Source organism: Luteimonas rhizosphaericola (genome assembly GCF_029888045.1).
Lineage (GTDB): Bacteria > Pseudomonadota > Gammaproteobacteria > Xanthomonadales > Xanthomonadaceae > Luteimonas > Luteimonas rhizosphaericola.
In genome coordinates, this window is the sequence record NZ_JARXRN010000006.1 from 64,674 (window position 1) to 85,433 (window position 20,760).

A 20,760-nucleotide genomic window follows, 5' to 3' on the forward strand; every position below is an offset into this window, starting at 1 on the left:
ATAAGTTCACCATATAAGCAACGTCTTCAATGGCTTCCAGCGACCACCCCCCGTCGCGCTTCGCCTACAAGGCCGACCGGCTCAAGCCGCTGCGCGCCTTCTGCCAGGTCACGCGCCTGGGCTCGGTGTCGCGGGCGGCCGAGGCGCTGTACCTGAGCCAGCCGGCGATCACCCTGCAGCTGCAGGCGCTGGAACGGGAGCTGGGCGAGACCCTGTTCGAGCGCAGCGGCCGGCGCCTGGTGCCGACCCGCGCCGGCGAGGCGCTGTACGAACTGGCGCGTCCGCTGGTGGAGGGCATCGACGCCCTGCCGGCGGCCTTCCGCAACCAGCTCAGGGGCATGGACGCGGGCGAGCTCAACATCGCGGCCAACAGTTCGACCATCCTGTACCTGCTGCCGCGGATCGTGGAACGCTTCCGGCAGCACCACGGCGACGTGCGCCTGAGCCTGCACAACACCGTCAGCGCCGACGGCACCGACCTGCTGCGCGCCGATGCGGTCGACCTGGTGGTGGGCTCGATGCTCGACGTGCCGGCGGACCTGGTGTACGAGCCGCTGCACCGCTTCGAACAGCACCTGGTGATGCCGCCCGGGCACCCGCTGGCCGGGAAGGACGACCTGACGCTGGCCGACATCGGCCAGTACGGCCTGATCCTGCCGCCCAAGCGCCAGATCACCTGGCGCCTGGTGGACCTGGTGTTCCAGCAGAACCGCGTGCCCTACACGGTGGCGCTGGAGGTCGGCGGCTGGGAAGTGATCAAGCAGTACGTGGCGATGGGCATGGGGATCAGCATCCTGTCCTCGATCTGCCTGACCGAAGCCGACCGCGGCCGCATCGCCACGCGTTCGCTGGAGCGTTTCTTCCCGGCCCGCAGCTACGGCGTGGTGATGCGCAAGGGCAAGCTGCCCTCGCCCCAGGCCCGCGCCTTCATGGACCTGATCCAGCCCGACCTGTTCGTCCGCCGCGACTACTACGACAGCGGGCATTCGGAGCGCTGAGCGCAGTTGCTCGCGTGGTGCGGCCCTGCCACTGGAGGCCCGGGCCGATCGACGCGATCAACGTTCCAGCTCGGGCACGGCGGGTGCGCGCTGCTGCGTCTGCTCGCCGACCATGGGTACGGCGCGCAGGCGTTCTTCGCCCGCGGCCAGCCAGGCCTGGCCGGCGGGACCATCGAGCAGGTCGCGCGACAATTGCCAGACGGCGTACGCGTCGTGCCGCCCCGCCGCCTGGAGCAACTGGTCGACCGCGGCACGGGCATCGGCATCCTCGAGCACGGCCGCGGGCGCCGCGGGGGCGGGTCCGACCACCACCGGCTGCCAGTCCACGCTGGCGGCCATCGCCTCGTTGCGGGGCTCGGCATCGCGACAGTCGATCCGGCACAGCGGTGGCGGCGCCAGGTCCTCTTGGTGCACGCGGATGCCGTCGCGGTCGAACTCGGAGGTGCGGTAGAAGATCTGGTGCTGCTCGGAGCGGTGGATCACGTTGAGCGCCGGATCCTGCGGCTCGGGGCGCTTGGCCAGGAAGGGTTCGTCGCTGAGTGCATTGAGGTAGTCGATCATCAGGTTGCCGCTGCGGATCGACAGGCCGTTCTGCCGATAGCCGCCGCCGACGTCGCTGTGCGCGCCGGGCACCAGCACGTTGAGGAAGCGTCCATCGGAGGTCGCGCCCATGTCGGCGACGCGCGTGCCCTGGAACAGGTTGCGCCGCTCGTGTTCCGCCGTGAGCTGGAACCCCGAGATCACCGACGCCGCGGGGCGGCGATCATGCTCGCGCGGCACGCCGGTGCCGACCGGATCGAACAGTCCGATGGCCTGCACGACGGTGCCGGGTTCGCGCAGGGGCGGACGGGTGAATTCGACGCGCTCGATCAGGCCGTCGCGGCCGCGCTCCACGATCGCGCCTTCGGGATTCTGGATCCCGCGCGCCTCGACCATGCGCGTGAAGCCGGCGGCCTGCTCGGCGCCACGGCTGAAGCCGATGGAGGCGAGGCGGATGTCGGCGTTTGGGTCCTCGTCGATCCAACGTGCGGCTTCGGTGACGAACTGGAGATACATCTCTTCGAGTCGCGCTTGATACGTTCTCCCTGAAATCAGATCGAGCGTCCCTGCAAGACCACCCTGCGTACCCACGCCTTCGACATAGCCGGTACCGAGACGCGAATACCCCAGACGGTCTTCATCCGCCCTCACCCGGCTTGCCACCTGCTCGTGGATGAGCGCGACGTTGGTGTGGTTCTCCGGCAGATCTCGCACCCGGCTGTTCCCGGTACCGTCGAAGGCCGCGACGTAGAGCCGCCCCTGCGGATGATGACTACTCAGGAGAGCAGGCGCATCGAACCGCGCCAGTTCATAGCTTGCCTCCACGAAAAGTTCGAGATCAGCATCCGTCGCCGGATATGTCTCCACGCCATCTGGATGCCTCTGTCCACCCATCGCCAACCTCCATGTCGACCGGGCTCAGTCAGTAGCGCCTGCTCCAGGCGAGCACCCAGTCGTCCCGGTGAGTACTCCTCGGATTGCCCGGGATCTGTGGCGCTTTCGTCGGAATGAACGCGCGCATGTAGACGCTGATGGTCCGGTCGTCGACCACGAGAAGAATCCCTGGATCCCAGATCGAAACCCCCTCGCTGATCTCGTCGCGCGGCACCTCATGGACGATCAGCTGATCGGCGAAGATCGCGCCGATATCCACTTGCTCATCGTGCCGAACGCCATCCTTCGAGCGCCAGCTCACGCGCGCAGGGTCGGGAAAGTTCCGAACTCCGATGTAACCGACCGATGCATTCTTCAAAGCGTCCGGATGCACGTCCGAAAGCGCAGGACGCAACTGGTCCTCAGAATGCGAGACGTGACGAAAGCCGTTGTAGTCCACCGTACAGCCGTACGTGGAATAGCAACGTACACCGAAGCTGTGCTGCACGAACTTCAGCGGCCAGTCGGCCACGGTGTTGTCGATGCGTCTGCCGTCGGCCGTCGTCGGCCCTTGCCTGGTGTCCGCCATGCCCTGGCATCCCGTCGTGGTCAGCGACGCGACCACGAGCGTCGCGATGATCCGGCGCGATCCACGACGCCCGCCACCGCAGGCAGTGTGCTGCGCATCCATGCCACCTCCCTGTCGTCCTGCAGCGCCCCGCGAACCGGCGCCTCAGCGACGATAGCGCGGGTCGCGACCGGAGACAAACGCGGCGCGGCCGCCGCCCGCACCGTTCTACACGATTCGGCCAACGATCCGGAATGCCGCGCGAGGCGCACCCGATCCGGGGCGGCCAGCACCCTTGTCAACGATGTCGAACATCCTCGCTGGCCGAAGGCGCCATGCGGGGCTGCCCTCACGGCATCGGCAACGCCTCGTCCGGCCAGATCGCCACGTGGGGTTCGCCGTCTTCGCCGATCCAGCCGCGGTACATGCCCGGGGTGTTGAACGGGAACGCGACGGTACCGTCGGCGCCGAGGGCGATCGCACCCCCATCGCCACCGGCGGCGGGGATGTCGCGGTTGATCACCGCGTCGGCGGCGCGCGCCAGCGGATCGCCCGACAGGCGCACGCGCGCGCAGATCTCGTGCGCGGCGGCGGCGCGGATGTAGAACTCGCCCCAGCCGGTGCCCGACACCGCGCAGCGGTCGTCGGCCCAGGTACCGGCGCCGATGATCGGCGCATCGCCCACCCGGCCGTAGCGCTTGTTGGTCATGCCGCCGGTGGACGTCCCCGCGGCGAGCCGGCCCTGCGCATCGAGCGCGAGCGCACCGACGGTACCGAAGTACGCCTTGCCCGGCAGCTCCGGCCCCGGCAGCGCCGCATGCGGCTTGCTGTCGTCCTGCAGCGCGCGCTGCAGCTGCTGCCAGCGCTTCTCGGTGCGGAAGTACGACGGCTCGACCAGCGCGACACCGGCCTCCTGCGCGAAGCGTTCGGCACCCTCGCCCACCATCATCACGTGACGCGAGCGGTCCATGATCGCGCGCGCCAGCAGGATCGGATTGCGCACGCGCTGCAGCCCGGCGGCGGCGCCGGCCCGGCCGCTGGCGCCATCCATGATCGAGGTGTCGAGTTCGTTGCGGCCATCGTGCGTGAACACCGCGCCGCGGCCGGCGTTGAACTGCGGCGCGTCCTCGAGCACGGTGATCGCGGCGGTCACCGCCTCGAGTGCGGGCTTGCCCCCGGCCAGCGCGGCGTGGCCCGCGCGCAGGGCCTCGGCGAGCGCGGCGCGCGCAGCCGCTTCCTCCTCCGGCGTGAGGTCGCCGCGCTCCACGCCGGCGCCACCGTGGATCACCAGGCGCGGTGCGTCCCGCGCCACCAGTACCCCGTCGCGCACCGCGTAGCGGCGCTGCCACATCGGGCGCTCGACCTCGCCCTGCGGCAGCCGCAGCACCGAGTCGACGCCCACGCCGATCGTCTCGACCCGCTCCAGCCGCATCGGCTCGTCGGGAGCCTGCGGCGCGAACCCGCCGCGCACCACCGTGGCGCCCGCGCCCGGGGCGGTGGCGAACACGCGCGCGCGTCCGTCGCCGTCGACCGCGACCGCGGCGTCCTCGTCCACGCCCAGCCCGAGCACCGGGCGCCCGCCGGACAGCGTCTCGGCCTTGGCGACGAACGCGAGCAGCCGGCCGAGGCGGTCGCGCTCGCGGAAGTGGGTGTCGGTGAGCACGCCTCCCAGTGCGTCGATGTGCAGGAACCCGGTTTCAATGGTATTGGCCTCGCCCAGCGGATCGGCCAGCGCGCGCGGGCTGACCTGGCTGCCGCCGTCCATCGCGCCGTAGACGAACTCGCCCAGGATCGCCAGGCCCGCGCTGGTGCCGCCGATCGGCTTGCCCGCGCGCACGTGCGCGTCCAGCGCCTGCGCCACCGGCGTGTCCTTCCAGTAGCGCACGTAACGCGACTGGTCGCCGCCGGCGATGAAGATGCCGTCGGCCTTGCGTAGGCTGGCGAGGATCGCCGGATCATCCGCGGCGTCGCGGCTCGAGAACACGAACGTCTCCACCGAGGCCACGCCGCCCACCTCGTCGTGGAACTCGCGCCCGATCTCGCCGCCCATCGAGGCGCGCAGCACCACCACGTGGCCATTGCCGGCCCTGGCCAGGAACCAGCGCAGCGCGTCGAAGTTGCGGTCGCCGCCGCCCATCAGCAGCAGCCCGGGCGCGGTGGTGCCGGGCGTGGGTAGGGACGGGTCGCCGACCAGGTGGCGCTCGTAGTCCGCCGCGCGCGCCGCGCCGGCATGCAGCCACGCCAGCGCACAGGCCAGCAGCATCGATCCGATCGCGCGTCTCGTCATCCGGCGTCCTTCGTCCCGTTCGCGGGCCCGTGCGGGAAGAGGACGAACAGTGGCGGCAAATCCCCCGCCCGGCAACCGCGGCGCGCGATCGGCTATGGTGCCGCCCATGCCCACGCCGCTGGACGATTGGTTCATCCGCGAGATTCTCGTCCACGAGGCGCCGCTGATGCAGTTCCTGGTCCGCTCCGCGCCCAGCCGCGACGAGGCGCGCGACCTGCGCCAGGAGGTGTACGCGCGCGTGTACGAAGCCGCCGGCAAGGCGCTGCCGCAGCAGCCGCGGGCGTTCCTGTTCGCCACCGCGCGCCATCTGCTGGCCGACCGCGCACGCCGCGGCAAGGTGGTGTCGATCGAGCCGGTGGGTGATTTCGAGCCCTTGCACGTCCTGATAGACGAGATGTCGCCGGAACGGTGGTGCGGCGGACGCCAGCTGCTGCGGCGCCTGGCCGACGCCTTCGACCGGCTGCCGGATCGCTGCCGCGAGGTGGTGTGGCTGCGGCGCGTCGAACACCTGTCGCAACGCGAGGTCGCGCAGCGGCTCGGAATCAGCGAGAAGACCGTGGAAAAACACATCGCCAAGGGCATGCGCCTGCTCGCCGGGTCCTTCTACGGCGGTGACGGGGAGGCGCGCGCGCCCCGCCCGCGCGACGGCGGTGCGGACATGGAGGTGGCCATGGAGCCCGATGGACAGCGGCAGTCGGACTGAGCCCGTGACCGCGGCCGACGACATCGAACGCATCGCCGCCGACTGGCTGGCGCGTCGCGACGGCACCGGCTGGTGCGCGGGCGACGAGTCCGCCCTGCAGGCCTGGCTGGGCGAGGCGGTCGCGCACCGGGTCGCGTTCCTGCGGCTGGAAGCGGCGTGGACCGAGGCCGGCCGGCTACAGGCCCTGGGCGCGGGCTGGCGTGGCGACGCGCCTCCGCCCCGCGGCGCGTGGGCGGCCGCGGGCATCGGCAGCGCCACGCCCGGTCCCGCGGATCTCGTGTTCGCGCCGCGCATGCGCCCGCGCGGCGGCACCCGCCGCCGGCTCGGCTTCGCGGTCGCGGCCACCGTCGCCGCGTGTGCGCTCTCGCTGGGCTGGGGCTGGTACGCGCTCGCGCCGGTCGAGGCGGCCTCCCACGCCAGTGCCCTCGGCACCGTGCGCACGGTGCCGCTGGCCGACGGCTCGCGCACCACGCTGGCCAGCGACAGCCGCATCGACGTGCGCCTGTCGCGGCGCGAACGGCGCATCGACCTGACCCGCGGCGAGGCCTACTTCGAAGCCGCACGCGATCCCGACCGGCCGTTCGTGGTCGAGGCCGGCCCCCGGCGGGTGGTGGCTGTGGGCACGCGCTTCTCGGTCCGCCGCGACGGCGCCGACCTGCGCGTGGTGGTCACCGAGGGCACGGTGCGGCTGGAGTCGGACCCGGTCGACGGCGAACCGCGGCCGGCGGCGCTGCTGCCGGCCGGCAGCGTGGCGCTGGCGCGGCGCGACGGAGTGCTGGTGCGCTCGATGCCGCTGGCCGAGGCGGCGCGCCTGGTCGACTGGCGCAGCGGCCTGCTGGTGTTCCAGGACACGCCGCTGGCCGAGGCCGCGGACGAGTTCAACCGCTACAACGCGCGCAAGATCGTGATCGGCGACGCCGCCGTCGGCGACCTGCGCATCGGCGGCAGCTTCCGCTGGGAGAACGCGGAAGGCTTCGTGCGGCTGCTCGAGCAGGGCTTCCCGGTGCGCGCCGAGTACGCCCGCGACCGCATCGTGCTGCACAGCCCCTGAGCGTCGGCGGGGGATTTGCGCGGCTCGTTCGTCCTGACCAGACATGGGGCGCGATCCGCGCGCCGCTTGGGGAACCGCCTTGATACCGTCACGTCCGCTGCGCCCGCTGCTGCTCGCCCTCGCCTGTTCCGCGGCGTTCGCCGCCCACGCCCAGGCGCCCGTTTCCGGACGCGTTGAAATCGCCGCGGGCGACCTCGCGGGCGCACTCGACGCCTGGGCCCGGCAGTCGGGCACCCAGCTGGTCTATCGTGCCGACCAGTTGCGCGGCGTGCGCACCGCCGGCGCGCGCGGGCTGCCGGCCGACCAGGCGCTGGACCGGCTGCTGAACGGCAGCGGCTTCGCCGCCCGGCGCGACGCATCCGGCGCGGTGCTGGTGGTGCAGCAGCCGCTGCTGGCGCAGGCCAGCCCGGTGCCGGCGCCGGTCGCCGCGCCCGCACCGCCGCCGGCGCCGGAACCCGCGCCGCCGGTGGCCGAACTGGAGACGGTCCAGGTCACCGGCTCGCGCATCCCGCGCGCGCAGGTGGAAGGCCCCGCGCCGATCACGGTGATCACCGCCGAGACCATCCGCGCGGGCGGGTTCACCAGCGTGCCCGACGTGCTGCAGTCGCTGACCCAGAACGGCGGCGAGACCCAGAGCCAGCAGTCGGCCGGCGGTGCCGACTTCTCGCCCGGCGCGCAGCAGGTGGACCTGCGCGGCCTCGGGCCCAACCACACCCTGGTGCTGGTCAACGGCCGCCGCATCGCCGACTTCCCGATGCCCTTCGGCGGCCGCAGCAACTTCACCGACATCTCCAGCATTCCGCTGGGGATGATCGACCGCATCGAGGTCCTGACCGGCAGCGCGTCGGCGATCTACGGCTCGGACGCGATCTCGGGCGTGGTCAACTTCATCCTGAAGAAGGAGGCCGACGGCATCACCCTCGACTACCGCTTCGGCCGGACCGAACGCGGCGATGCCGAGAGCTTCCGGCTCAACGCGTCCGGGGGCCTGTCGCGCGGCGCGTTCAGCGCCGTGTTCGGCGCCGAGTACCGCAACCAGCAGCCGCTGTGGGGCTTCCAGCGCGCGCAGCAGGACTCGAGCTACGACGCGCCGAACCCGGAGCGCTACGGCTATCCGCCTCGCAACTTCCTGATCACCGACTGGTGGGACGACTATATCGACCCGGGCGAAGACACCTGCAACGCGCTTTCGCACCTCAACGAGGGCACGATGCACTACGCCGAACGGCGCAACTACGGCAACTACTGCGGCAGCGACCGCGCGGTGGCCTACCGCACCATGATCAGCGAGCGCGAGGGCATCAACACCTACGCCTCGCTCAACTACGACTTCGCAGGCGGCCTGCGCTGGTTCGCCGACGTGCAGGCGGGCCGCCACGAGGTCTCGCTGTTCCGCGCCCCGCGCAGCTGGGCGCTGATGACCGCCGACGGCACCGAGTGGGACTACTTCTACAACCGCAGCACCGAACAGCTCGAGTACTGGCAGCGCCAGTTCACGCTCGAGGAAATGGGCGGCCTGCGCAACGGCATGGTCAACACCGTGCAGAAGACCTTCAGCATCACCACCGGCCTGGCCGGCCGGCTGGGCGAGGCCTGGGATTACGAAGCGGCGCTGGGCCATTCGCAGTACCGGGCCGAGATCAGCTGGCCGCAGATCGTCGCCGCGCGCGCCAACGAGCTGTTCCTGGGGCCGCAGCTGGGCGTCGACGAGGACGGCTACCCGATCTTCGATGCGCCGTATTCGCGCATGTACACCCCGCTCACCCGCGCCGAGTACGACAGCATCTTCGCCCGCACCACCTACCATCCCGAGTCGGACACCCAGACCGCCTGGTTCACGCTGACCAACGCCGAACTGTTCCAGCTGCCCGGCGGCGCCGCGGGCTTCGCCGCCACCGCCGAACTCGGCCACCAGTCGTACGACCTCAAGCCCGATCCGCTGGCGACGCAGTACTACTACTACAGCTGGAAGGACTCCGACGGCGCCGGCAGCCGCAACCGCTGGGCACTCGCCGGCGAGCTGCGCATGCCGCTGCACGACACGCTGAACCTGAGCGTGGCCGGCCGCTTCGACCAGTACCGCTTCGCCGGCCGCGACCCGAACAAGTTCACCTGGAGCGCCGGCCTGGAGTGGCGCCCGATCGACAGCCTGCTGGTGCGCGGCTCCTACGGCACCGCGTTCCGCGCGCCGGACCTGCACTACGTGTTCACCGGCCCGGGCAACGACGAGACCTCGGTCACCGACTTCTACCGCTGCGACACCGAGGAACCGGACGCCGAGAGCTACGACGACTGCAGCTGGGGCGATGAAGGGATCATCCGCAGCCGCGTCGGCAACCGCGACCTGGAGCCGGAGACCAGCGATTCCTGGACCGCCGGCCTGGTCTGGTCGCCGACCGCGAGCTGGGACGTCTCGCTCGACTGGTTCAGCATCGACATGCGCAACCAGGTGCGGGACCTGCGCGCGAACGAAGTGATGCGCTGGGAGCGCGACTGCCGTCTCGGCCTGAACGGCGCCGACCCGGACTCGTCCACCTGCGTCGACATGCTGGCCCGGATCACGCGCACCGTGGACGGCAGCATCTACGGCGTGCACGTGAACCCGATCAACATCGCGCGCGAGCGCACCCAGGGTGTCGACGCCGCCTCGAACCTGCGTTTCGACACGCCGGTCGGCCTGTTCCGGCTCAACGCCGGCTACACCTGGGTCGATCGCCACGACATCCAGGAGTATCCCGACGAGGCGGTGGTCGACCAGTTCGCGGTCAACAGCGGCTACGACATTCCCCGCACCAAGGCCAGCCTGCTCGTGGGCTGGGAGAAGAATGCGTGGAGCGCCTCGGTGCAGGGCCGGCGCCTGGGCAGCCTGCCCAACGGCTGGTCCTACGACGAGGTCTGGGAGGAAGGCGATCCGGGCCCGTGGATCGAGGCCACCTACCGCTACACCGCCAACGTCGGCTACCGCTTCAGCGACCACTCGCGCCTCTCGCTGTCGGTGGTCAACCTCACCGACGAGATGCCGCCCGCCGATCCGACCTACACCTCGTACCCGTACTACGACATCTCCTGGTTCGACACCGAAGGCCGCAGCTTCTACCTGCAGTTCACCCACAAGTTCGGGGGCAGCGCGCTCTGAGCCGGGCGCGCCGGCCGGTGCGCGGCAGGCCGGCCGCGCCGCCGTGCGGCACGGCTCACACCGTGCCGCGGTGCTTGCCCATCCAGGGCGCATACCACGCGCGCAGCGCGGCGATGTCGGCGGCCATGTCGCCGCTGGTGTGGAACAGCGGGCCGATGCCGATGCGCCGTTCCGGATAGTGGAAGTAGGCCGGCAGGATCGGCACCTGCGCCTCGTGCGCGATCTTCCAGAAACCGCTCTTCCAGCGCTCCACGGGCTTGCGCGTGCCCTCGGGCGCGAGTGCGTACCAGATGCGCTCGCTGGCGCGGATCATCGCCACCGCCTGGCCCACCGTGCCCTGCGGCGAGCTGCGGTCGATCGGGATCACGCCCAGCCTGCGCAGCACCGGTCCCAGCGGCCACCAGAACAGCTGCGCCTTGCCCAGCACCCGCACCTCGAAGCCCAGCGCGAGCTTGGCGGCGAAGCCCCACACGCCATCCCAGTTGGACGAATGCGGGGCGGCGATCAGCACCAGCTTCGGCAGGTCCGGCAAGCTGCCGGCCACGTGCCACCCGCCCAGGCGCAGGATCGCGCGCCCCAACCAGCGGGTGAAGGGATTGGGCCGCACCCGCGGCGCGCTCGGCGGCAGCGGCGGCACCACGTCGTTGCCTGCGGTCATGCGCCTCCCACGCCCTGGCCGTGCCCGCGTGTTCAGTCCCAGTCGCGGCGGGTGCGCGACTGCTTGATCGTACTACGCTGCCGCTTCTCGCCCAGGCGCCGCTCCTTCGCGCCACGCGTGGGCCGGGTGGCGATGCGCGGCACCGGCGCGCGCAGGCCGGCGTCGACGAAGGCCTGCAGCCGCTCGCGCGCGTCCTGGCGGTTGCGCTCCTGGGTGCGGAAGCGCTGGGCCTGGATCACGAGCACGCCCTCATCGGTGAGCCGACGGTCGCGTCGCGCCAGCAGGCGCGCGCGCACGGGCTCGGGCAGCGTGGGCGAGCCGGCCACGTCGAAGCGCAGCTCGACCGCGGTCGCGACCTTGTTGACGTTCTGCCCGCCCGCGCCGCTGGCGCGCACGAAGCGTTCGACGATCTCGCTCTCGGGAATCTCGATGGCCATGGCGGTGACGGGGTTCGGAGCGCCCGCGCGGCATCTACACTGGGTCCGACGCCACCGGACAGGACCGCCCCAATGTCGCACAGAACCCTGCTGCTCGCCGTGTCGATGCTGCTCGCCACCTGCATCGGCGCGCCCGCCCCCGCCGCCGCCGCGGAGACGCCGCTCGACGATGCGCGCATCGACCGCCTGCTGGACGTCACCCGCGCGCGGCAGATGCTCGAGGGGATGCTGCCGCAGGTCGAGGCCTCGCAGCGGCAGATGGTCGCGCAGCTGACGGCCGGGCAGGAACTCGACGACGCGCAGCGCGCGCGCATGGAGGCGATCGTGTCGCGCTCGTCCGCCGCGGTGCGCCAGGCGCTGGCGTGGGAGAACCTGGAACCGATCTACCGCGACATCTACCGCCGCACCTTCAGCGCCGAGGACATCGACGCCATCGTCGCCTTCTACGAAACGCCGGCCGGCCAGCGCATGATCGAGAAGATGCCGACGCTGATGCAGCACACCATGGAGGCCATGCAGGGGCTGGTGGTGCCGATGCTGGAGCAGATGCAGCGCGAGATCTCGGCCGAGGTGTCAGCCGGCGGATGAAGCCGCGGCGCCGCCCGGCACCGCTTCGAACAGCGTCAGCGCACGCCCGAACTCCGCGTCCGGCGGCGCCTCCACCACCAGCGCCGCGCCGCTGGCCGGATGCACGAAACGCAGCCGCTGCGCATGCAGCAGCATGCGGTGGATGCCGAGCATGCGGAAGTGGCGGTTGTGGCGGCCGTCGCCGTGGCTGGTGTCGCCGATGAGGTGGTGCGAGGCGTGCTTGAGGTGGCGGCGGATCTGGCGGAAGCGGCCGGTGACCGGGCTGGCGCGCAGCAGCGCGTAGCGTGAGGTGTCGAAGCCCGCCGACGGCAGCGCCAGCTCGCACGTGGCCAGGCGCTCGAAGCGGGTCACCGCCGGCTTCTTGACCGGTTTGCCGGGCCCGCCATCGAGTGGATGGTCGATGGTGAAGGCCGGCTCCGGCCAGCCGCGGCACACGGCCAGGTAATCCCTGTGCAGGTCGCCGGCCATCACCGCGCGGCCGAGCGCGCCCGCGGTCTCGCGGTCGAAGGCCAGCAGCAGGCAGCCGCTGGTGGCGCGGTCCAGGCGATGCACCAGCAGTACCTGGCGCTGCAGCTGCTCGCGCAGCCGGTCGGCGAGGAAATCGTGTTCGCCGCGCGCCAGTGCGCTGTCGTGCACCATCAGCCCGGCGGGCTTGTCGACCACTGCCAGGTGGTCGTCGGCATACAGCACTTCGATCATGCGCTCGCGCACCCGTCGGCACACGGTGGCCGGCGCGGACCGGTCGCAGGCGGGCGTGCGGTCATCGGCGGCGGCGCGCCATCGGAGATCTGCCGGGCCGCGGCGGCGTCCACGCGTCCGGCCACGCCCGATGCGGCGACTGTCGTGCAGGCGAACTCGAGCCGGGCGGCTTCGGTTTCGCTGGCGGGACGGTCGCAACCAGGGCTCACCCGGCCGGCACCACGCGCACGCCCGCGAGGTTCGGCGCGCCGGCGGCCACGTCGGTCCAGACCACGTGGGCCACGCCGCCCACCACCGCCAGCTGCGGAAAGCCCGTCGCCCGGCCTTCGCCACGCGGCTGTGCGATCTCGATCCGTTCGTATTCGGTCGCCAGGTCCGGGCTGCGCCGCGACAGCCACAGCGACTGCCGGCCGGCCTCCTCGCGCTGCCACAGGATCCAGGCCTGGCGCGCGTCCAGCGCCACTGCGGCGCGACCCAGCACCGCCTCGCCGCGGTCCAGCGTCAGCGCCGCGGAGAAACGGTCGCCGGCATCGCCGCTCGCCGCGATCCGCACCTCGGGCGCGCCGTCGGCGGCGGTGTACCAGGCCACCACCACGCGCTCGCCATCGGCGGCCACGTCCGGGCCGTTGACCGGGCAGGCGGGCATCATCCAGCCATCGTCGTGCACCGCCTGCGGCGCGCGCCACGCGTTGCCGTCGAAGCGCGTGGCGTAGATGTCGCGGATCTCGCCCTCGCGGCGGCCGCGATAGACCAGCAGCGGTCCGCGCGCGGTGATCGCGACCGAGGTCTGGCAGCAGTCACAGACGCTGGCGTCGATCTCGGCCTGCGCGCGTGGCTGCAGCTGGGCATCGAACACCGCCGCGCGCAGCGTCATCGCGCCCGCGCCCGCGTGCCCGCCGCCGTGGCCCTGCGCCGGGCCGTGGTCGTGGCCGCCCTGGCCCTGCGCGACGGCGGCGGTCTGGCGTCCGTCCAGCCAGGCCACGCCGAGCGCGTCGGTGCCCTGCGGCCACAGCGAGACGAAGCCGTGTTCGGTGCGGGTGCCGTCGTCGTGCGCCAGCACCGGCGGGGCCCAGTTCGCGCCGCCGTCGCGCGAGCGCGAGAGCACCACGTCGTAGGCGTACGGCGCGTCGCCGTTCTTCTGCAGCCAGTGCGCCCACAGCGCGCCATCGGGCGTCGCCGCCAGGTGCGGCACGTCGGCCCAGTTGACGAACAGGCTGTTGCCCACCGCCACCGTGGTCATCGCATGCATCCAGCGGCCCCAGTCCGGCGCGAAGCTGCTGAACTGGAAGATGTGGCGGCGTCCCTTCTGCGAATTGATCCAGCCCAGCAGCAGCTTGCCGTCGGGGGTCGCGGACAGGCTGGGCGCGGCCGATCCGGGGAGGGTCGGCGGCAGCGTCCAGGGTTCGATGCGGCTGGGTGCGGCGAGGTCGCCCGCGGCGGCCGGCGTCGCGGGCGGGGCTTCGCCGCCGCCGCACGCGGCGATCGCCAACGCCAGCGCGACGGCAGTCGCGCGCAGACTGCGGGACGGGATGCTGGCTGGAATCATGGCGCTCGGTCCTGCGGCGAAGCCGCGCTTGGGAATGGAGCCGCGTCCATGCGCGCACGCGTCGGCGCGATGGCGGCCGGACGCGCATTCACCGCGGCGTCCGCGCGCTAGCGTAGCCTGTCGCCTGCACCGGCGCATGCGCGCCACGGACCCGGGCATGTTCACCACCGTCGCCAGCTACCTCGATCCGATCGAAGCGCAGATCGCCCGCGGCCTGCTGCAGTCCGAGGGCATCGACGCGCACGTGGGCGACGAGCACCTGTCGGTCGCGAACTGGGAATGGCGGCTGGCGATCGGCGGCACCCGCGTGCGGGTGGCCGAGGCCGATGCCGAACGCGCGCGCGCGATCCTGCGCGCCATGGACGCCGGCGAGTACGCCATCGACGACGACCAGGCGCCCGCCGACGCGCAGCTGCACGCGCCCGACCGCGAATCGCCGTCCAGCCGCCTGGCCTGGCTGGCGTTCATGCTGCTCAGCCTGCCGCTGCCGTGGCGGCGCCGCGCCCGCGGCGAATCGGTCGTGCGCGAGGCCTGAGCGCACGCCGCAGCGCGCGACGCCACCCCAGGCGTGCGCGGCTGTCAACGGGTTCCGGCCCGCGCCCGCGGTTGCCACAATCGCGCCTCCGCGCCGCCATGGCCGCACGCGACACCGAACGATGCCGTCAGCTTCCCCCGCGCTCGCGCGCAAGATCGCCTCCGCCATCGCCGACGAGATCGGCGCACAGCCCGCCCAGACCACCGCCGCCATCGCCCTGCTCGACGAAGGCGCGACCGTGCCCTTCATCGCCCGCTACCGCAAGGAAGTGACCGGCGGCCTGGACGACACCCAGCTGCGGACGCTGGAGACGCGCCTGACCTACCTGCGCGAACTCGAGGACCGGCGCGCCGCGATCCTCGACAGCATCGCCGAACAGGGCAAGCTCGACGACGTCCTGCGCGCCGAGATCGAGGCCGCCGACAGCAAGGCGCGGCTGGAAGACCTGTACCTGCCGTACAAGCCCAGGCGCCGCACCCGCGCGCAGATCGCGCGCGAGGCGGGGCTGGAGCCGCTGGCCGACGGCCTGCTGGCCGATGCGACCCGCGTGCCGGAGGAGTTCGCCGCGCAGTTCGTCGACCCGGACAAGGGCGTGGCCGACGCGAAGGCCGCGCTGGAAGGCGCGCGCGCGATCCTGATCGAGCGCTGGGGCGAGGACGCCGCGCTGGTGGGCGAACTGCGCGACTGGCTGCAGGCCACCGGCGTCGTCCGCGCGCGCGTGGTGGACGGCAAGCAGGCGGCCGGCGAGAAGTTCCGCGACTACTTCGACCATGCCGAGCCGCTGGCGAAGATTCCCTCGCACCGGCTGCTGGCGCTGCTGCGTGGGCGGCGCGAGGAATTCCTCACCCTCGATCTCGACCCCGGCGCGGACGCCGAGGCCGGGCACCTGTACGCCGAAGGGCGCGTGGCGCTGCACGCGGGCGTCCGCGACCAGGGCCGCGCCGCGGACGCGTGGCTGCGCAGCGCCTGCCGCCTGGCGTGGAAGGCGCGGCTGCACCTGCACTTGGTCATCGACCTGTTCGCGCAGGCGCGCGAGCGCGCCGAAGCCGAGGCGATCGCGGTGTTCGGCGACAACCTCAAGGACCTGCTGCTGGCCGCGCCCGCCGGCCCGAAGTCCGTGCTCGGGCTCGACCCGGGCCTGCGCACCGGGGTCAAGGTGGCGGTGGTCGACGCCACCGGCAAGCTGGTCGCCACCGACACCATCTACCCGCACGAGCCGCGGCGGCAGTGGGACGCGTCGCTGGCCACGCTGGCGAAACTGTGCGCCGCGCACGGCGTGCAGCTGGTGGCGATCGGCAACGGCACCGCCTCGCGCGAGACCGACCGCCTCGCCGGCGAGCTGCTCAAGCGCTGCGCCGAGCTGAAGATGCAGAAGCTGGTGGTGAGCGAGGCCGGGGCCTCGGTGTATTCGGCCTCGGAGCTCGCGGCCAGGGAGTTCCCGCAGCTGGACGTGTCGCTGCGCGGCGCGGTGTCGATCGCGCGGCGGCTGCAGGATCCGCTGGCCGAGCTGGTGAAGATCGAACCCAAGGCGATCGGCGTGGGCCAGTACCAGCACGACGTCGACCAGTTCAAGCTGGCGCGGGCGCTGGACGCGCGCGTGGAAGATTGCGTGAACGCGGTCGGCGTGCACGTCAACACCGCGTCCGCGCCGCTGCTGGCGCGCGTGGCCGGGCTGTCGACCACCGTGGCCGAGAACATTGTCCTGCATCGCGATGCCAACGGGCCGTTCCGCCGCCGTCGCGACCTGCTGAAGGTCCCGCGCCTGGGCGAGAAGACGTTCGAGCAGTGCGCCGGCTTCCTGCGCATCGCCGACGGCGACGAGCCGCTCGACGCCTCGGCGGTGCACCCGGAGGCCTACCCCGTGGTCGAGCGCATCGTGCAGGCCACCGGCAGGCCGATCCAGGCGCTGGTCGGCGACGCGGGCTTCGTGCGTTCGCTCAAGCCCGCGCAGTTCACCGACGAGCGCTTCGGCGAACCCACCGTGCGCGACATCCTCGCCGAGCTGGAAAAGCCCGGCCGCGATCCGCGCCCGGAATTCAGGGCCGCGCAGTTCGCCGACGGCGTCGAGGACATCAAGGACCTACGCGAGGGCATGATCCTGGAAGGCGTGGTGAGCAACGTCGCCGCGTTCGGCGCCTTCGTCGACATCGGCGTGCACCAGGACGGGCTGGTCCACATCTCCGCGCTGTCCGACCGGTTCGTCAAGGATCCGCGCGAGGTGGTCAAGGCCGGCGACATCGTCAAGGTCAAGGTGCTCGAGGTGGACGTGGCGCGTAAGCGCATCGCCCTGACCCGGCGCCTGGACGATGCCCCGGCGCCCCGGCAGCCGCGCGGCGATGACGGCCGCGGCCGCGAGGGCGCCGCCCGCAACGCGGGGCCGTCGCGCGGGTCCGCGCGGTCCGGCAAGCCGGGGGGCGGCGCACCGAAGCCGGCCGCGCCGCCGGCCAACAACGCCCTCGCCGACGCCTTCGCCCGCGCCCGCCGCAGCTAGGCGGCGCCCGCACCGCGCGCCGCCACGCCGCCCCTACGTAGCCCGGATCAGCGCAGCGCATCCGGGTCGCGCGCCACGCGCGGGACGGACGACCACATGCGGCGTCCGCCGCGCCATCGCGCGCACGCCTCCCTGCCGCAGCCCCGATCAGCGCAGCGCATCCGGGATCCACCCGCACGTTTCATGCACCCCGCATCCACCCTTGAGCGCAGGCCACGCGTCGCCTGCCTTGCATTCCAATCGCGCACGTGGCCCCGGCCGGCGCGTCGATCGCGGATGCACCTCGCCCTGTCGTTGGCGATGCGGCGACGTGGATGACCCACTGGTGAGCCACACGGAGTCGGTTGCGGCGCACGGCGAGAGTTGGCGCGCAGTTTCTCCAGTGATCGCGCGACCCGGATGCGCTGCGCTTGGCCGGGCGACGCGGCTGCGTGGCGGGTTCGGCGGGGCGTGTCGCGCCGCGCCGGACCCTGGCACGAAGGGGAGGTGCGCCTTGCCCGGAGATCCCGCGACCCGGATGCGCTTCGCTTGTCCGGGCTACGCGTGGTCGCGGGTGGGTTCGCCTGCGACGACGCGGTCGCGGCCCTGGCGCTTGGCGTCGTACAGCGCGACGTCGGCGCGCTGCAGCAGCTGGTCCGGCCCTTCCCGTCCGCGGCGCTCGACCACGCCGGCGCTGATGGTGCAGGCGATCGGCGCGGCCGGGTCCGGGCCGAGCCGCAGGCCGGCGACGTCGGCGCGGGCGCGTTCGAGCGCGGCCACGGCGTCGTCCAAGGCGGTCTCGCGCAGCACCACCACGAATTCCTTGCCGCCGGTGCGGCCCACGAACACGTTGCCGCGCTGCAACGAAGCCTGCAGCTGCAGCGCCACCCGCGCCAGCACGCGGTCGCCGACGTGGTGCCCGTGGCGGTCGTTGACGTGCTTGAAGCGGTCCACGTCCACCAGCGCCACGCACAGCGGCGCGTGCACCAGGTCGGCGTGCTGCAGCGCGGCCGCGAGCTGCTGGTCGCTGGCGCGGCGGTTGGGCAGCCCGGTCAGCGGATCGTGGCTGGCCTGGTGCAGCAGCTGCTCCATCAGCTGCTCGCGTTCCCGCGAGGCCTCCTCCAGCTGGCGGTTGCTCTCGCGCAGGCGCGCGGTGTGGCGCGCCACTTCCGCCTCCAACCGCCGCTGCCGCGTGCGCTGGTGCCGCCCCAGGGCGTAGTGCAGGCCCAGCAACGCCAGCAGCACCAGCAACAGCGCGGGCAGCGCCATCCACGGCCGCGTCCACCACGGCGCCGCCACGTCGAACACGATCTGCGCGCGACCGGCCGGGTGCGCCCAGTCGGCCGGCGCGCGCGCCACCTGCACCTCGAACCGCAGCCGGCCCGGCGGCAGGTTGGTGTAGGTCACCGCGCGCGCCTGCCCGGCCTCGATCCAGTCCCGGTCGAGCCCGTGCATGCGGTAGCGGTAGCGCAGCGCACCGGGATGGCGCAGGTGGACGCCGGCATAGCGGATCACCACCCGCGCCGCGGCCGGCAGCACGACGTCCGCGGTCACCGGACGATCGACGCCGTCCACCTGCAGGCCTTCGATCGCCAGCGGCACGTCGCCCGGCAGCGCGTGCGCCACCCGGTCCGGATCGAACACGGCGATGCCGGCCGCGGTGGGAAACCAGAGCGCGCCATCGTCCATGCGCCAGCCGGCCGGGGCGCTGCCGCCATTGGCCTGGCGGCTGGGTACGCCGTCCTCGCGTCCGAACACCTGCAGGTCCAGCCGTGTCTCGTCGCCCTGGTCGAACGCGCGCAGCGCTTCGCGCGCGATCCGGATCACGCCGTGGTTGCCGCTGGCCCACAGGTGGCCGGCCCGGTCGAGCAGCAGCCGGAACACGCTGCTGCCCGGCAGCCCCTGCGGGCGGCCGTAGAGCCGCCAGCCGCCGTCGCGATGCAGGACCAGGCCGCGGTCGCTCGCGATCCACAGGCCGCCGTCGGGCTCGGGCAGGAAATCGAACGCGGACTGCGCGGGGTAGTCGCGCTCGGTCGCCGGGACCACGAGCCGCCCGCCCGGCTCGCGCCACGCCAGGCCGCCGAGTTGCCCGATCCACAGCGTGCCGTCGGCGCCCAGGTGCAGCGCACGCACCGGCAGGCGCGGCAGGCCGGGCAGCGGGTCCGGGTCCAGCGTGCCGTCCCGCCACGCGACCAGCCCCTGTTCGGTGCCGATCCATAGGGTGCCATCCGGCGCCTCGAGCAGCGCGCGCACCTGGGCGGTGGCCAGGGGCGCGGACGCGGGCAGCAGCGGGCGGCTCGCCGCGGACGGTCCCGCGTCGACATGCAGCACGCCGCGGTTGTAGGTGCCCGCCCACAGCCCGCCGTCGCTTGCGCGCGCCAGCGACAGCACCGACGTCGGCGCCTGGCCCGGCGCGGGGAGCACGGGTTCGGGTCGGCCGTCGCGGATGCGCGACAGCCCCAGCGAATGGCCCACCCAGGCCTGCCCGTCCGCGGTCTGCAGCACGCTGCGCACGTAGCCGGTCGGCAGGCCCTGGCGTTCGCCCAGCGCCCAGACCGGGCCGTCGGCGATCCGGAACAGGCCGTGGGTGGTGCCGAACCAGAGCAGGCCTTCGCGATCCTCGAACAGCGCGCCGGTGGCGTATCCGGCTACGCCATGGCGGGCGTCCAGCCGCTCCCAGCGGTCGTTCCACAGGCGCAGCACCGCGCTCTCGGTGGCGGCCACCCACAGCGCGCCGCGCCGGTCCTGGAGCAGCGCCTCGGCGCGTTCGGCGCGCTGGCGCGAGAGCCGTCCCGCGCGCAGCCGCCAGACACCGGCGTCGCCGCCGATCCAGGTGTCGCCGTCATCGGTCTCCACGAGCGCGCGGACCTCGCCCGAGGGCAGGCCCAGCGTGTCGCCGAGCGCTTCTAGGCGCCCCGCGTGCCAGCGCGAGAGCCCGCGCGGGTGGCCGATCCAGAGACTGCCGTCGGGGTGTTCGAGCAACGACAGCGGCGACAGCGCGGACACGACTTCGCTGCCCGCCACGCGCTCGCAGCGGCCATCGGGCGCGAGCCGGTACAGCCCGTCGCGCGCGGCCACCCAAGGGCGTCCGTCGCCGCCAGCGGCCAGGCGGGCAACCGCCTGGACCCGCATTCCGGTGCAGGCAGGCGCGATCGCGCCGGTCGGCGCCACCCGGGCGAGGCCGAGGTGGTCGATGCCGGCCAGCAGGCCGTCCTCGGCATCGCGCCACAGCATGCGCGAGGCCAGCGGCCGCCCGTCGGGATGGCGCAGTCCGTCGACTTCGACGAACGCGGTGCCGTCGAAGCGCGAGGTGCCTTCCCAGCCGGTCAGCCACAGATGGCCGTCGCGTGCCTGCGCGATGTCGTGGACCTGGCTGTGCGGAAGCCCGTCGTCGGCACTCCAGCGGGTCACGGTGTAGCGCTCGACCGGGAGCGATGGATCCAGCGCGGCCGCCTGCCCGGCGCATGCAAGCCAGGCCCAGGCGCACAGGCACGCGAACGCACGCAGGCGCCGTGGCCGGCGCGCGCGCGCGGCCAGCCTGGATGCACTCGATCGTGGCATGCCCTGCAACGTGCCCCTGTTCACGTCTTCACAGTCTAGCCGCTGCGATCACCGCGCCGTCCGTCGCGCCTGCATGCGCAGGCGTACAACGAGACGCCGCGCACACTCCG

15 protein-coding genes and 1 pseudogene are annotated in these 20,760 nt (G+C 72.7%); 7 read left to right on the top strand and 9 right to left on the bottom strand.

Translation table 11 applies throughout. From position 1 onward, the window contains the following. Positions 1-29: 29 nt before the first annotated feature. On the top strand, positions 30-998 hold the full coding sequence (locus tag QFW80_RS00395; protein ID WP_280598895.1) for a LysR family transcriptional regulator: 969 nt from the start codon (positions 30-32) through the stop codon (positions 996-998). Positions 999-1,055: 57 nt separating this feature from the next. Here the strand turns inward: QFW80_RS00395 and QFW80_RS00400 are convergent, their stop codons facing one another. The 4 genes and pseudogenes from QFW80_RS00400 to QFW80_RS17525 all read right to left on the bottom strand — a co-directional run. Further along, positions 1,056-2,432: a phospholipase effector Tle1 domain-containing protein gene (locus tag QFW80_RS00400; protein WP_280598942.1), complete on the bottom strand. Its 1,377-nt coding sequence runs from the start codon at positions 2,430-2,432 to the stop codon at positions 1,056-1,058. A gap of 28 nt (positions 2,433-2,460) precedes the next feature. Next, positions 2,461-3,102, bottom strand: a complete 642-nt coding sequence (locus QFW80_RS00405; protein ID WP_280598897.1) for a hypothetical protein — start codon at positions 3,100-3,102, stop codon at positions 2,461-2,463. Positions 3,103-3,328: 226 nt separating this feature from the next. After that, positions 3,329-4,330 (bottom strand): isoaspartyl peptidase/L-asparaginase family protein, encoded by a 1,002-nt coding sequence (locus tag QFW80_RS17520; RefSeq protein WP_331488473.1) that lies wholly within the window; start codon positions 4,328-4,330, stop codon positions 3,329-3,331. 438 nt (positions 4,331-4,768) lie between these two features. Beyond that, a pseudogene (locus tag QFW80_RS17525) lies at positions 4,769-5,401 on the bottom strand (cyanophycinase); the annotation flags it as partial. Here QFW80_RS17525 and QFW80_RS00415 point away from each other — a divergent pair. The 3 genes from QFW80_RS00415 to QFW80_RS00425 all read left to right on the top strand — a co-directional run bounded on the left by QFW80_RS00415 (position 5,373) and on the right by QFW80_RS00425 (position 10,156). Beyond that, entirely contained in the window at positions 5,373-5,969 is a 597-nt protein-coding gene (locus QFW80_RS00415; protein ID WP_280598901.1) for an RNA polymerase sigma factor, read from the top strand. The pseudogene QFW80_RS17525 and the gene QFW80_RS00415 overlap by 29 nt on opposite strands. Positions 5,970-5,973: 4 nt before the next feature. Further along, positions 5,974-7,020 carry a FecR family protein gene (locus tag QFW80_RS00420; protein WP_280598902.1) on the top strand — a complete coding sequence of 349 codons (1,047 nt, stop codon included), beginning with the start codon at positions 5,974-5,976 and terminating at the stop codon, positions 7,018-7,020. A gap of 373 nt (positions 7,021-7,393) precedes the next feature. Next, complete coding sequence (locus QFW80_RS00425) at positions 7,394-10,156, top strand: TonB-dependent receptor plug domain-containing protein (protein WP_425603471.1); 2,763 nt, start codon at positions 7,394-7,396, stop codon at positions 10,154-10,156. 55 nt (positions 10,157-10,211) lie between these two features. On the opposite strand, the gene QFW80_RS00430 is transcribed toward QFW80_RS00425, so the two are convergent. Further along, the gene (locus tag QFW80_RS00430) at positions 10,212-10,814 is read right to left on the bottom strand and encodes a lysophospholipid acyltransferase family protein (RefSeq protein WP_280598905.1); all 603 of its coding nucleotides are present in this window, start codon (positions 10,812-10,814) and stop codon (positions 10,212-10,214) included. A 32-nt stretch (positions 10,815-10,846) separates the two neighbouring features. Beyond that, a complete protein-coding gene (arfB, locus tag QFW80_RS00435; protein WP_280598907.1) occupies positions 10,847-11,251 on the bottom strand; it encodes an alternative ribosome rescue aminoacyl-tRNA hydrolase ArfB in 405 nt (134 codons plus the stop codon). 72 nt (positions 11,252-11,323) lie between these two features. Between arfB and QFW80_RS00440 the strand changes: the two genes are divergently transcribed. Beyond that, the gene (locus QFW80_RS00440) at positions 11,324-11,839 is read left to right on the top strand and encodes a DUF2059 domain-containing protein (protein ID WP_280598908.1); all 516 of its coding nucleotides are present in this window, start codon (positions 11,324-11,326) and stop codon (positions 11,837-11,839) included. On the opposite strand, the gene QFW80_RS00445 is transcribed toward QFW80_RS00440, so the two are convergent. Next, entirely contained in the window at positions 11,825-12,538 is a 714-nt protein-coding gene (locus QFW80_RS00445; RefSeq protein WP_280598909.1) for a pseudouridine synthase, read from the bottom strand. The genes QFW80_RS00440 and QFW80_RS00445 overlap by 15 nt on opposite strands. A gap of 205 nt (positions 12,539-12,743) precedes the next feature. Continuing rightward, positions 12,744-14,084 (bottom strand): sialidase family protein, encoded by a 1,341-nt coding sequence (locus QFW80_RS00450; RefSeq protein ID WP_280598911.1) that lies wholly within the window; start codon positions 14,082-14,084, stop codon positions 12,744-12,746. A gap of 157 nt (positions 14,085-14,241) precedes the next feature. Between QFW80_RS00450 and QFW80_RS00455 the strand changes: the two genes are divergently transcribed. Both QFW80_RS00455 and QFW80_RS00460 read left to right on the top strand, forming a co-directional pair. Then, a complete protein-coding gene (locus tag QFW80_RS00455; RefSeq protein ID WP_280598913.1) occupies positions 14,242-14,619 on the top strand; it encodes a putative signal transducing protein in 378 nt (125 codons plus the stop codon). A 121-nt stretch (positions 14,620-14,740) separates the two neighbouring features. Beyond that, complete coding sequence (locus QFW80_RS00460) at positions 14,741-17,110, top strand: Tex family protein (protein WP_280598914.1); 2,370 nt, start codon at positions 14,741-14,743, stop codon at positions 17,108-17,110. A 537-nt stretch (positions 17,111-17,647) separates the two neighbouring features. Here the strand turns inward: QFW80_RS00460 and QFW80_RS00465 are convergent. Further along, positions 17,648-20,650, bottom strand: a complete 3,003-nt coding sequence (locus QFW80_RS00465; protein ID WP_280598916.1) for a two-component regulator propeller domain-containing protein — start codon at positions 20,648-20,650, stop codon at positions 17,648-17,650. Between the last annotated feature and the right edge of the window lie 110 nt (positions 20,651-20,760).